At 43.1% G+C, this 14,337-nt stretch carries 10 protein-coding genes and 1 riboswitch; all 10 genes read left to right on the forward strand.

Annotated elements, in window-relative coordinates:
• Positions 1 to 620 precede the first annotated feature (620 nt).
• Positions 621 to 725: riboswitch (SAM riboswitch) on the forward strand.
• Between the two features lie 80 nt (positions 726 to 805).
• Positions 806 to 1,819, forward strand: a complete 1,014-nt coding sequence (locus M3205_RS07830; RefSeq protein WP_251169408.1) for a methionine ABC transporter ATP-binding protein — start codon at positions 806 to 808, stop codon at positions 1,817 to 1,819.
• Positions 1,809 to 2,474, forward strand: coding sequence for a methionine ABC transporter permease (locus tag M3205_RS07835; protein WP_251169459.1), 666 nt, complete (start codon positions 1,809 to 1,811; stop codon positions 2,472 to 2,474). The genes M3205_RS07830 and M3205_RS07835 overlap by 11 nt, the downstream gene beginning before the upstream one ends.
• A gap of 23 nt (positions 2,475 to 2,497) precedes the next feature.
• On the forward strand, positions 2,498 to 3,322 hold the full coding sequence (locus M3205_RS07840; RefSeq protein ID WP_251169409.1) for a MetQ/NlpA family ABC transporter substrate-binding protein: 825 nt from the start codon (positions 2,498 to 2,500) through the stop codon (positions 3,320 to 3,322).
• A 561-nt stretch (positions 3,323 to 3,883) separates the two neighbouring features.
• Positions 3,884 to 5,164: a hypothetical protein gene (locus M3205_RS07845; RefSeq protein WP_251169410.1), complete on the forward strand. Its 1,281-nt coding sequence runs from the start codon at positions 3,884 to 3,886 to the stop codon at positions 5,162 to 5,164.
• Between the two features lie 94 nt (positions 5,165 to 5,258).
• Complete coding sequence (locus M3205_RS07850; RefSeq protein ID WP_251169411.1) at positions 5,259 to 6,374, forward strand: mandelate racemase/muconate lactonizing enzyme family protein; 1,116 nt, start codon at positions 5,259 to 5,261, stop codon at positions 6,372 to 6,374.
• A 12-nt stretch (positions 6,375 to 6,386) separates the two neighbouring features.
• Entirely contained in the window at positions 6,387 to 7,808 is a 1,422-nt protein-coding gene (locus tag M3205_RS07855; RefSeq protein WP_251169412.1) for a YfcC family protein, read from the forward strand.
• A 411-nt stretch (positions 7,809 to 8,219) separates the two neighbouring features.
• Entirely contained in the window at positions 8,220 to 10,019 is a 1,800-nt protein-coding gene (locus M3205_RS07860) for a sigma 54-interacting transcriptional regulator (protein ID WP_251169413.1), read from the forward strand.
• 152 nt (positions 10,020 to 10,171) lie between these two features.
• On the forward strand, positions 10,172 to 11,368 hold the full coding sequence (locus M3205_RS07865; RefSeq protein ID WP_251169414.1) for an iron-containing alcohol dehydrogenase: 1,197 nt from the start codon (positions 10,172 to 10,174) through the stop codon (positions 11,366 to 11,368).
• Between the two features lie 15 nt (positions 11,369 to 11,383).
• Positions 11,384 to 12,733, forward strand: coding sequence for a GntP family permease (locus M3205_RS07870; protein ID WP_251169415.1), 1,350 nt, complete (start codon positions 11,384 to 11,386; stop codon positions 12,731 to 12,733).
• A gap of 21 nt (positions 12,734 to 12,754) precedes the next feature.
• The gene (locus tag M3205_RS07875; RefSeq protein WP_251169416.1) at positions 12,755 to 14,212 is read left to right on the forward strand and encodes a CoA-acylating methylmalonate-semialdehyde dehydrogenase; all 1,458 of its coding nucleotides are present in this window, start codon (positions 12,755 to 12,757) and stop codon (positions 14,210 to 14,212) included.
• Positions 14,213 to 14,337: the final 125 nt, after the last annotated feature.

A 14,337-nucleotide genomic window follows, 5' to 3' on the forward strand; every position in this document is an offset into this window, starting at 1 on the left:
CAGATAACTCGTTTCAGCTCAACATGACGGCCCTCATTCCAAGTTTCAATTAATCAGTTGTGATTGCTTTTTAGCAATCCTCCTATTTCGTGTTTATACACTTATAAGGAAACGTTTCGCACAGTACATCTCTTCACAAACATATTTTTAGTCATCCTTAACGTTTTAAACTACCCCTTTTGTCTTCTTCTAATTCTCTTTCAATTTCTTCATCAGGTACTTTAGCGGGTTCTTAATTAATGTTAAGGTGTGTAATAATTAATCTTAACTGATATTTTATTGTTGAAAGACTAAAAATTACGTATATCACAAATAGAATACCTAATATAAACCAAATCAAAAAATCCCACCTTGTATTTACAATAATACTTTCTTTAATCTTATCATTATTCCCTTTACCTGAAAATTCCCCTTAACATATCTTCTACTAACCTGCCGTAGCAACTTCCTATTTAAGTTATTTTACATTTAAACCCAAGGGGGGTAACAAAAGATATACTAATAAAGTATTTTTATATCTCATGCTATAACGAATGTGGTTCCTGTAATGATGGAAAATTAAAAACTTATTGACAATTTATTATTATAATTATATTATTTTTACTATCAACTAAATAATTTACTTATCAAGAGTGACTGAGGGATCAGGCCCTATGACGTCCGGCAACCTCCATAATGGAACGGTGCCACTTCCTGCAGAATGATTTCATTCTGAAAGATAAGTCGTGATATATAACGATGCCTCTTTCCCGAATGGAAAGAGGTTTTTTGTTTGAAAAGGGGTAATGAAACTGGGGGGATCTGCATGATAGAAATTAAAGAACTTGTAAAAGTCTATGAAACTAAGAAAGGTAAAGTGACTGGTGTTGATCATGTATCGCTTAAGATTGAAAAAGGGGAGATTTTTGGAATCGTTGGATACAGTGGAGCAGGCAAAAGCTCTTTGCTGAGGTGTTTAAATTTATTGGAGAAGCCCAATTCCGGAGAAATCCTTATTGATGGATTATCTTTAACGTCTTTAAGCAAGAAAGATCTTCGCCAGGCGCGTTTAAAAATTGGCATGATATTTCAGCATTTTCATTTGGTTAGTTCGAAAACCGTATACGAAAATATTGCATTTGCTTTAAAAGCAGCAAACAAAACCAAGACTGAAATAGAAGCACGAGTTCTTGAATTGCTTGATATGGTCGGATTAACGGATAAGAGGGATGTCTACCCATCACAGCTTAGCGGCGGGCAAAAACAGCGTGTTGGGATTGCCCGTGCACTTGCAAACAATCCATCTGTTCTTTTGTGTGATGAGGCTACATCTGCACTTGATCCAAGCACTACCAAGTCCATTTTGTCTCTCCTGAAGAAGATTAATAAAGAATTAAATCTGACCATTGTACTAATTACACATGAAATGGAAGTTGTTAAAGAAATATGTGACAGAATGGCTGTCATGCAGGATGGAAAAGTAATTGAAGAAGGCAAGGTCTATAATTTGTTCGCCAGCCCGAGAGAAGCGCTGACCAAAAAGTTCATTAATAGCGTTCTTCAATTTGACCTGCCTGAGAAGCTTTTAAAGGAACGTGATGGCAAGATTATTAAAGTGTACTTCCAGGGAAGTATTGCAGAGGAGTCTGTTATTTCTGAGGTGTTTCAGCAATTCAAAGTGAAGGGGAATATCCTTCATGGGAAAATCGAATACATTCAGGAAAAACCGCTTGGGATTTTTGTAATGGAGATAACAGGTCCTGTGCTTGAAATTGAAAGAGCCATTCAATATATTACAGACCGGACAAGGAATTTGGAGGTGATTCGTGATGCAGCTTGAAAGTTTAATAGCTATACTGCCGGAACTGAATAAAGCATTTTTAGAGACCATCTATATGGTCGGAATATCCGTTGCAGTAGCCATCATTCTTGGTCTGCCAACAGGTGTTTTGCTTTTTGTAACCGATAAGGGTCTATTTTTGGAAAATAGCATTTTTAAAAACATTGTAGGCTTCATCGTCAATATGATCCGTTCCATTCCGTTCATTATTCTGCTAATTGCCCTTTTGCCATTAGCTAATTTGATTACTGGAACGACCATTGGACCTACTGCTGCATCGGTTTCACTCTCAGTTGCTGCTATTCCGTTTTTTGCGAGGGTTGTAGAACAGTCTTTAAGAGAGATTGATAAAGGTGTCATTGAGGCTGCTGTAGCAGTTGGGGCTACACCGTGGATGATTGTAAAGGATGTCCTCGTACCTGAGGCAAAGCCGGGGATTGTTCAGGGAATCACCATTACGGTCATCAGTCTAGTAGCATACTCTGCAATGGCAGGTATTGTTGGAGGCGGTGGAGTCGGTGACCTTGCAATACGCTTTGGTTATTACCGTTATGACAATACAGTCATGTTTACAACTGTTATTATTCTAATTTGCCTAGTCCAGATTTTCCAATTTGCCGGGGACCGGATCGCCAGATTAGTTGATAAAAGATAAAAATATCATCAGGGGGAAATAAAATGAAAAAGATAACCTTAGCATTCATACTTATGCTTACATTTGCTGTACTTGCGGCGTGCGGAAGTGAGAACTCATCTTCTGAGGTGAGCGGTGAAAAGAAAGATATCAGCATTGGAGCTACTTCAGGTCCATACAGCGACATGGTCAGCAAAGCAATAAAGCCAATTCTTGAAGATAAGGGCTATAAAGTAAAAGTAGTAGAATTTAGTGACTATATCCAGCCTAACCTTGCCCTTTCAAAAGGAGACCTGGATGCTAACCTTTTCCAGCATAAAATTTATATGGAAACTTTTGCAAAAGAGCATAATATTGAGCTGTCAGAAGTGATTACCGTACCAACTGCTCCAATGGGCATCTATTCAAAAAAATTTGCTTCATTAGAAGAAATCAAAGAGGGTTCTGCTATTGCCATACCAAATGATCCAACGAATGCGGCGCGCGCTTTTCTAATCCTTGAGGATGCAGGACTTATCACAATAAACGCAGAAGCTGATCCACTTACTATTTCTGAAAAAGATGTAGAAGACAATGTCAAGAATCTGCAGTTTAAGCCAATTGAAGCTGCCCAGCTGCCTCGTGCCGTGGACAGTGTTGATTTATCAGCTGTACCAGGAAACTTTGCCCTCGCTGCAAAGATGGACCTGCTCGATGCACTGCAATTAGAGAACATGCCAGATAAATACCGAAATCGAGTCGTAATTGACACGAAAAATACGGATACACAACTAGCCAAGGACTTAAAGGCAGCTGTTGAATCTGATGAATTTGAAAAGGTTATTGATGAACAGTTTAAAGGCTTCGGTAAGCCGGAGTGGATGCAATAAAAAAATATTAATATGAGAATGCGCCGGATCTTCTGGCGTATTTTTTTATTTATCAGGCCATAAATTGAATACAATCTATTATTAGTGAAGAATAGTTAGATAGACTTCTTCATTTCACATTTGCTGCATTCCCTAAGAAGTTCACCATTACCCACTTTAGATTTTAAATGTGAGTTACCACAATTATCACAGCGTCCAGCTTGCTTGTTACACAAGACCTAAATACTAAAAAGATAGATAAATAAAGGCTCTTTTCGTATAAATTGTTGTTTTTCGCTTATCAATGTTGTCCGTTGATTGCAGTGAGAGGATGCTCAGCAAACCACGGGGCGGGCGGTGAGCCTCCTCGACGCTACGCGTCTGTGGGGTCTCACCTGTCCCGCTACTCCAATAGGACGTTGAATAGGCTACCTTGAGTAAACACCTTAAGAAAATGCTATCGCATTTTCTTAAGGTGTTAGCATTGGGAAAAATTCCATACCAAAAGGAAAGCAGGGTTATAAGGTAATTGAAATATGTGATAATATCAAAATATCGATATAGGCAAAGAAGGTGATTTATTTGTTATCAATCGGTATTGTGGGTTCCCAGCATTTTATTGATGAAATTAGCAAATACTATAGGCTTTATTCAACTTTTAATATAGTTTCTTATACATACACTTCTCCCAGGGAGTTAGATGCTCTGATAGAGTGTGCGGTTAAAGAGTGTAATTTTTTGATGTTTTCAGGCATCATTCCGTATCATTATGTCAAGAAAAGTTTAAACCGGTACCCTATAGGGTCCAGCTATCTTTCTTTTAATGAAAATATGGTAGCGTTATCATTGCTCTCTATTCATTACCATCATTCTCTTAAGCTGAGTGAGGTATCCATCGATTTGCCGAGAGAAGAATTCTTGGAGGGGGTTTTAAGTGAGGCTGGAATAGAAGAGAGTGCAATCTATGTAAAAGAGTATCCTTGGATTTATGATTTTCAGGAAGAAAAAGAATTATCGATAGAAGAATTCGTCATATTTCACACTAATTTATATGAGCAGAGGAAAACTGCTTTTGCCTTAACTAGCATTCATGCGGTTTATGATCAGCTTCAAGAAAAAGGAATTCCCTCCATGTTTATGGTCCAATCGATTCCAACATTAAAGGAAGGACTAGAAAAGGCCATTACACTTGCAGAGCTGAGCCAATCCAAAAACTCGCAGGTGGCTGCGGTTTGTTTTACTAACATTGAAAATGAAAAGATTGATAAGTTTGTAAAATCCATCCAAGCAAAGATAGTTACAAGTGATTCAGGAGATCAGCTTGTTCTTTCCAATCGGGGAGTACTGCAGACATTAATACTGAATCAAAGGCTTTCAGGCTGGTTTAAAGAAATGACAACGATTAATAGAGAATCCTCTATTGGGATTGGGTATGGATACACGGTGAAAGAGGCAGAATCTCACGCTATCACCGCATTGGACTTTGCTGATAAGAAACCTGGTGAAGGAGCAGTCTATTTATTGGATGAGGAAAAAAAGCTGACTGGTCCCCTATTTCAAAAAGAAGAACGATATTCCTTGAAAAATGAAGATCCATTGGTGAAGAAATTAAGCAGGGAGCTAAAAATGAGCAGCAAAAACCTTTCTAGATTTCTTTATTTTCTGCAGGTAAATGAATTTAGGCCATTTTCATCACATGAGCTATCCGATTATTTCAGCATCAGCAGAAGATCGGCTGAAAGAATGATAAAAAAGCTTTTGGATCAGGAATTACTGCAGGTAGCAGGAGAGGAACAGCCGTACGAGCAAGGCAGGCCGCGGTCATTATATCAAGCTGGCAGCAAATTAAAAGTGCTAAGGTAAAGCCAAGTAGCTCTTGACTGTTACTGAATTTTCAGTATATTATAAACATATCTATTTAACGACACCTTAACGACAAATAAAGAGGGATGAATTTATGAAAATAGTAAAAGCTGAAATCTACGGAATCCACTTACCTTTAAAAGAACCATTTATTATCTCTTATGCAACCTACGATTATATGCCATCCATAATTGTTCGGCTTGTAACAGATAACGGATTAGTGGGTTATGGGGAAGCGGTTCCGGATGAACATGTAACAGGAGAATCCTTGCACAGCACATCTTCTTTGCTGAAGCATACACTTTTGCCTGCTATCATCGGATTTTCACCATTTAACATGGAAAAACTCCATCAAATGATGAATGAGCTTATCAGCTTTAATCCATCTGCAAAAGCTGCCATTGATATCGCATGCTATGATCTTCTGGGAAAATACAAGCAGGAGCCCATCTATAACCTGCTTGGGGGCAAGCATCACGAGACACTTACTTACCCCAAGGTGCTCAGTATTGAAGAACCTTCAGTGATGGCAAATAAAGCAAAAGCAGCAATAGAACAAGGCTATCAGTCTTTGAAACTGAAAGTAGGCAAAAATTATCTAGAAGACTGCAAGCGTATCGCCTATGTACGTGAACAGGTTGGAATGGAAGTTCTTATCAGAGTCGATGTCAATCAGGGCTGGAAAAATGTTTCTACTTCGCTTCAGGCGATTAAACTGCTGGAGCATCTCAATATCTCCTGGATTGAACAGCCGATTAAGATGGGTGATATTCATGGTCTCGGGGAAATCAGGCAAAAAACAAGCACACCTTTAATGGCGGATGAGAGCATCCATTCCGGTGAAGATCTAGTTGAAATCATCCGGTATCAGGCCGCAGATAAAATTAATATAAAGCTCATGAAGTGCGGCGGTATTTATCCAGCTATCCATATGGCGAAAGCAGCTGAATATGCGGGAATCGAATGCCAGATTGGTTCGATGGTAGAGTCTTCAATCGGTTCAGCAGCAGGCTATCATGCAGCTATTTCGAGAAGGAATATTATCAGTACCGAACTGACAGGGCCATTACTATTCAGTAAAGACATTGGTGATTTGAAGTATGAGATTCCGTTTGTTCATTTGAGTGATAAGCCTGGACTTGGTGTTACGGTTAATGAAGAAATTTTAAAGGAGTTAACCATTCAATACGATTCTATTGAAAAAGGATAAGGAGGAACCGGGATGAAAGTTGAATTACCCGAGCAGGAGGTTGTGGCTGAAAAGAAAAGGAAAATTCCTCATACGTATGCGATCATCTTTGCCATCATTATTCTGGCAGCCATCGCCACCTATCTTGTGCCGGCAGGACAGTTTGAAAGAGTGGAGCAGGATGGAAGAACAATAGTAGTTCAGGATAGCTATCAGGTCGTTGAATCAAATCCTATTAGTTTTTTTGAGTTGTTTAAAGCCATTCCGGAGGGCATGTCTAAAGGTTCTACCATTATCTTTTATATTTTCCTGGTAGGCGGTGCTTTCGGAATTATCCGTGAAACCGGAACGATTGAAGCAGGGATTCATAAGGCAGTAATAAAACTGGAGAAGAGAGAAAAACTGCTCATACCCATCACCATGATTATTTTTTCAATCGCTGGAGCAACGACGGGTATGGCAGAAGAAAGTATTATTTTTGTTCCAATCGGCATCGCCATTGCAAGAGCAATGGGATATGATGCTATCACCGGAACAGCCATGATCAGCATCGGGGCAGCCAGCGGTTTCATCGGAGGGATGATGAATCCATTTACGGTGGGGGTTGCCCAATCCATTGCAGAAGTTCCTCTTTTCAGCGGAATCGGCTTCCGATTTGCTGTTTATATTTTTATACTTTCACTGGCGATTTTTTATGTCATGAGGTATGCAGCAAAGGTGAAAAATAACCCTGAAAAGGGCGTGATGTATGATATTGAGATGAAGGAAAAAGAAAAGCTAAGGGACCGGCCTGCGGGACAATTTGAGGAATTCAACTTTCGTCATGCTTTAGTTCTCCTGTTCATTGCAGTGGGACTTGCTTTTAATATGTATGGCGTTTTTGAGTGGGGCTGGTATTTAACAGAGCTGACTGCATCCTTTATTATTATCGGTTTTGCATCAGGCATTGTTGGCGGCATTGGAATCAATCGTATGTTTGATGCCTTTGTTGACGGGATGAAGCTTGTGGCATTTGGAGCACTGATTGTTGGATTTGCCAGGGCTATTCTGGTTGTAATGGAAAATGGACTAATCATTGATACGATGATTAATGGGCTTGCATCGGCCATTAGCACGCTCCCAAATACATTAAATGCTGTTGGCATGTTCTTTGTTCAAGTAGTGATCAACTTCTTTATTCCTTCGGGAAGCGGACAAGCAGCAACAACCATGCCAATCATGGCTCCGCTTGCTGACCTGCTGGGAATCGAGCGCCAGGTAGCGGTACTCGCCTTTCAATATGGGGACGGTATCACAAATTCCATCATTCCTACATCTGCAGCACTGATGGGTTACTTAGCCGTTGCGGGTATTCCATATGAGCGATGGGTGAAATTTATTTGGAAACTTATCATGGGGTGGCTGATGATTGGTACACTTGCATTAGTTGCGGCCGTGCTTATAGGGGTTCAGTAAGCCAGTAATAAAAGGGAGGCACCAGAGTCTGGGTCTCCCTTCAACTTTTTCTTCCAGCCCAAAAACGTTATTAGCAAAATACGGTTTCTTACCTGCTTCAACCAAAGAATCTAGTATTCTGGTAAATTATACAATTAAGTTCCAGATGTATTAAAAGTATTCAACAATATATAGAAGTAATAGGTGGCCAATCCTGGTAGTTTCCTCACCTCTCCGTAATTCTCCCTCTTTGTCTAACCCCTATGGTTCTGGCTGTAAATATCATTAGATATTTATTCTGGCTGGTAAAAGCCAAATCCAAATAGCCCAATGACTGATATTTCCCGTAAATTATCCTCTCAAATGACAATCCAACTTGCTGAATGAAATAGTGTTATAATTTAAAAAATTATAATTACTGGAGGGGTCCGTATGCCTCAATCCAATTTTGATAAGAAAGAGAACTTACTTAATGATGAGCACCTAAAAGTGAAAAACTGGATGACACCCAGCCCGTTTTGTATTCAGCCGGGGCAGACGCTGGCAGAAGCTGCAAAAATGATGGCGAATCTTCATCTGGAAAGTCTGCCTGTCGCAGATGAAAGCAATCGCTTAGTTGGCATGATCACGTCCAGGAAGCTGCTTAATTACTTTGCCCAGGGCAATCCGGCTGATGCTTTAATTGGCAGCATTCCCAAATCGAATCAGGCAGCTGTCCGGCCGGATGATTCCATTCTTGATATCATGTCGCTTCCATATGATCAGCTTCCTGTCACGGGTGAGGATGGCAAATTGCTTGGCATCCTGACAGTCCGGGATATCCTGGATGGACTCTCAAAATACTTGTATAAGCTAAGGCAGCAGCATAATTCCGACGGTGCACTTGGCGCCATTTTGGAAAGTGCCTATGAGGGAATAGCGGTTGTCGATGAGAACGGCATTCTGCAGGAGTTTAACGAAGCTTACAGCCGTTTTACCGGCATTAAGCGGGAGGATGCCATTGGCAGGCATGTCACTGAGGTCATTGATAACACACATCTTCACGAAACGGTTAAGACAGGGATAGCCGAACGCGGGGTTCTGCAGAACATCCAAGGTCATGATATGGTGGTGCACCGGATCCCGCTCTGGAGGGAAGGCCGAATTGCCGGGGCCATTGGAATGCTGATTTTCGAGGGAGTAACAGAAGTTTATAAAATCTATGAAAAGCTGCAGGAAAATCAAGATACTAAGCCTGATCTTTTCACAAAGAAAAAGGAAAATGACAGCCGTGTTACCCTTGATCAAATTATTGGGACAAGTGAAGGGATTATGGAAGTGAAACGGCTGGCAAGGAAGGCTGCAAGGACTGCCGCCACTGTCCTCGTTACGGGGGAAAGCGGGACAGGGAAAGAAATGTTCGCCAAGAGCATCCATCATCTCAGCCCCGTTTCCACCGGGCCTTTTATCAGTGTTAACTGCGGGGCCATTCCAGAGCATTTATTCGAGTCTGAATTGTTTGGCTATGAAGAGGGCGCTTTTACCGGGGCGAAAAAGGGAGGCAAGCCCGGAAAGTTTGAGCTTGCAGACAACGGCACGATTTTTCTCGACGAAATCGGGGAGATGCCGCTTGTTATGCAGACAAAGCTGCTGCGGGTTCTGCAGGAAAAGGAAGCTGAACGTGTCGGCGGTGTGAAAAAGTATCAGATTAATGTAAGAGTTATTGCCGCGACAAACCGTAACCTTATGCAAATGGTTGAAACCGGGGAATTCCGGGAGGATCTTTATTACCGGCTGAACATCATTCAGCTCCATATCCCTCCGCTGCGGGAACGGAAAAAGGATATTCCTGTCCTGCTGGTCCATTACCTGAAGGAAATCTGTGATCGGTACGAGATGCCTGGAAAACTATTTACATCTGAGGCGGTGAATGCTTTTGTTCAGCATCCGTGGAGAGGGAATATTCGTGAGATGGTGAATACGGTGGAACAGCTGGTGACCTTAGTTGATGGAAAGGTCATTGACTATCATCATTTGCCGGAAATGCTGAAAAGGCCGGAATCCACTCTGAAAAATGCGGATCGGGTCGCTGGGTCTATAGAGGAAGCTAAGTTACTGGGCAGCCAAAGAGAGTCTGAAATTATTCTGGATGCCTTAAGAAGAGCAGGCGGAAATAAATCGAGAGCTGCCGAATTGCTTGGGATTCATCGGACAACTCTCTACCAAAAGCTGAAAAAACATGGAATAACCTGATTGTAATGTAGTGATCACACTACAAAAAATCTACAACTGTAGTGTAGTGACTACACTTCTACAGAAAGAAAACGCTAATATTACTGGGATTCAAAGTTGGCACGCTCCTTGCAAGTATAAGTAGTAATAGAACAAAAGGGGTGGAAAGTCCAATGGAGAAACCAGCAGTTTTCCGGGTGCCGGAAGCAATTTTTTATGGGAGGGGATCTTCCGAAAAAGTTGGGGAAGAGGCAGCGCTCAGAGGGAAAAACGCATTAATAATCAGTGATAAAATAATGGATCAGCTTGGATATGTAAGTGAATGCAGAACCTATCTTCAGGAGGCGGGCGTTCAAAGTGAGGTCTATCTGGGAGTTGCATCAGAGCCGACTGACGAGTATGTGGCAGAAGCACTCGAGTTATTTCAAAAACAGCAATGTGACCTGGTTATTTCAGTAGGCGGCGGCAGCTGTATCGATACGGCAAAAGCCATAGCGGTTTTAGCCACAAATGGCGGTTATATCGGCGAATATATGGGAGGAAAGAAACTGGCACAGAATGCACCGGTTCCTCACATAGCGATTCCGACAACAGCCGGGACAGGCTCTGAGGCGACAGATGTAACCGTCATCACAAACTCATCCAATGATGTCAAAATGATGATCAAACAGCCCGCATTTATGCCGAGCGTGGCGATTGTGGATCCGCTGCTTACCCTTTCATCACCGAAAAATGTAACATCGGCAACCGGGGTTGACGCCCTAAGCCATGCGGTTGAAGCATATCTATCCAAAAAGGCACACCCTATGACAGACACAATGGCCATATCGGCCATGAAACTGATCGTGGAGAATATTTTAACCGCTTACAATGAAGGGGGCAATATCGATGCCCGGGAGGCGATGAGCCTTGGATCCCTGCAGGCTGGAATGGCGTTCTCGAACGCATCGGTATGCCTTGTGCATGGTATGAGCCGTCCGATTGGCGCATTATTCCATGTTCCTCATGGAATCTCGAATGCCATGTTGCTGCCTGCAGTGATGGAGTTCAGCCAGGAAGCATGTGTGGACCGCCTAGCGGACATAGGAAGAATTTTTCAGCCTGATAATGAAAGCCTTACCAATGACGAAGCTGCAGAAGTGGCTGTTCAATCCGTCAAAGAGCTTTGCCGGAAATTGAATATTCCTAACTTAAGAGGATGGGGAATTGACGAGGAAGCGTTTAAGAACGCGGTTAGTAAAATGGCAGACGACGCCATCGACAGCGGCAGTCCTGGCAACAACCCAAGAGTTCCGGATAAAAACGAACTCGAAGAGCTATACCATGTTTGTTATGGGTATCAGTTTTCTTCTGAGACAGAGAAAGTGTAACAGGGGGACATACAGATGATTGGGATGCTGGGGTTAATCGCTTCACTGCTTCTATTAATGTATTTAACTATGAAAGGCGTAAATATTATTATCGCCGCGATCATCAGTGCAGTTGTTGTGGCTCTGACAGGAGGGCTAAATCTTGAAACAGCTATGACAGAGCATTATATGACAGGGTTTACCGGATATTTTTACTCATGGTTTCTCATCTTTTTATTGGGTGCCATATTCGGAAAGATTATGCAGGTAACCAAGGCGGCTGACAGCATTGCGAATTGGGTCAAGGATACACTTGGGCCATCAAGAGCGGTATTTGCAGTCGTGGCGGCAGCAGCCATCATGACTTACGGAGGCGTTAGCTTGTTTGTGGTAGGCTTCGCCGTTTATCCAATTGCTGTGTCTCTATTTAGAGTGGCCAATCTGCCGCATCGTTTCATCCCGGCGGCATTGGTGTTTGGATCGATATCCTTTACGATGACAGCACCGGGCTCACCGGAAATCCAAAACTTGATTCCAACAGAGTTTTTTGGAACAAAGCCGACAGCAGGCGGGATAATCGGGGTGCTAATGGCCCTTTTGATCATGGTTATTGGTGGTATTTTACTTAGCAGAATGGTGAAAAAGGCGGTCAAAAATGGCGAGGTCTTCTCATTGCCAAACCAGCCGTCCGGTGCCAATGAGTCGGCAGCAGCTCTTGAATCAGAACTGGAAATGCAAAGGCCAAATGCCGCTCCTGCAGGGAAAGACTATCCGCATGTGATCATGGCCATTTTACCGCTGGCCGCCGTAATTGCAATTTTAAATACGGCAGCCAACTTTACTTCCTCGACGGCGGCCGCATTGATCTCTTTGACCAGCGGTATCGTTCTGGCATGTGTATTGATGATGAAATACTTAGTCGGATTCTGGGAGGCGCTGGCCAAGGGTGCCCAGGATGCCTTAGTCGCAGCAGCCAATACATGTGCGGTTGTAGGATTTGGAAGTGTTGCGGCTCAGGTTGCGGCGTTTGATACTTTTGTGGATGCACTGGTAAATATCCCGGGGCCGCCATTATTAGGACTGGGGATTGCCGTTACGCTGATATGCGGTATTACCGGGTCGGCATCGGGCGGCTTGGGCATTGCGCTGCCGATTCTGGCGCCAATGTATATGTCACAAGGGCTGGACCCGGGTGCCATGCATCGAATTTCTGCGCTTGCCTCCGGCGGATTGGACTCACTCCCGCATAATGGCTATGTTGTGACAACAATCCGGGCGATATGCGGAGAAACCCATAAACGCTCCTATTGGCCAATTTTCATTCTAAGTGTAGCAATGCCAACGGCTATACTATTCCTGGCAATATTCTTATATTCAATCTTTTAATTTCGAAAGGGGATTATTACTATGACAGTGACAACAACTACAGCATTAAAAAACTTTATCAATGGTGAATGGGTGGAGGCTAATACAGATAAATTTGAAGTGGTGCCAAATCCGGCGACAGGCGAGGAGCTTGCCCGCACACCGATTTCCACACGGGAAGATGTCGATATTGCTGTTCAGGCAGCCAAGGAAGCTTTTAAAACCTGGAGCAAAACGCCGGTGCCAAAAAGAGCGAGAATTCTATTTAAATACCAGCAGCTTTTAATCGATAACTGGGACGAGCTGGCAAAGCTGATCACACAGGAAAACGGCAAAAACTTTAAAGAAGCGTATGGTGAGGTTCAGCGTGGAATTGAATGTGTGGAATTCGCTGCAGGTGCTCCATCCCTCATGATGGGCAAGCAGCTTCCGGATATTGCGACAAACATTGAATCAGGCATGTACCGCTACCCGGTTGGTGTCATTGGCGGCATCACGCCTTTCAACTTCCCGATGATGGTTCCCTGCTGGATGTTCCCGCTCGCGATTGCCTGCGGTAATACATTTGTATTAAAGCCATCTGAGAGAACGCCTATCCTTGCTAACCGTCTGGCAGAGCTGTTCACAGAAGCAGGCCTTCCAGCTGGCGTATTCAATATAGTTCATGGCGCACATGATGTGGTAAACAGTCTGATCGACCATAAGGATGTACCGGCAATTTCATTCGTTGGCTCCCAGCCTGTTGCCGAGTACATTTACAAATCAGCTACAGCAAAAGGCAAACGAGTCCAGGCGCTTGCTGGTGCCAAGAACCACTCCATCGTGCTGCCTGATGCAGACCTTGATGGAGCGGTTAAGGAAATCATCGCTGCTGCGTACGGTTCAGCAGGCGAAAGGTGCATGGCCTGCTCTGTAGTAGTAGCCGTGGATTCCATTGCCGACGAGCTGGTTGCTAGATTAAATGAACAGGCGAGTCAGCTGACAATCGGAAACGGTTTGGATGAAAATGTATTCCTTGGCCCAGTCATCCGCCAGGAAAACAAGGAACGCACAAGCAATTACATTGAAATTGGCGAAAAAGAAGGAGCAAAACTTGTCCGTGATGGCCGCAAAGACGAAGCATACCACGAAAATGGCTACTTCATTGGACCAACGATTTTTGATAATGTAGAACCATCAATGAAAATCTGGAAAGAAGAAATTTTCGCACCGGTACTTTCAGTTGTACGTGTGAAAAATCTGGAAGAAGCGATCGAGCTTACGAACAAATCCGATTTTGGAAACGGTGCATGCCTATTCACTGACAGCGGAAGCAGCGTCCGCTACTTCAGAGAAAATATTGAAGTCGGCATGCTCGGAGTGAACATCGGCGTACCGGCGCCGATGGCCTTCTTCCCATTCTCCGGCTGGAAAAACTCCTTCTACGGAGACCTTCACGCAAACGGAACGGATGGAGTGGAATTCTATACAAGAAGAAAGATGCTGACTGCACGCTGGTAAGCGGGACGAGGGGACAGGTTCCTTGTCCCGAATGCCATGGGGGACAGTCAAACTGTCCCATTGAGACACCTGCCATAATAATAGGCGGGTGTCTCTTTTTTGTATACATAGACCTATATATTTTA

Source organism: Cytobacillus firmus, from assembly GCF_023715565.1.
Classification (GTDB): domain Bacteria; phylum Bacillota; class Bacilli; order Bacillales; family Cytobacillaceae; genus Cytobacillus; species Cytobacillus firmus_C.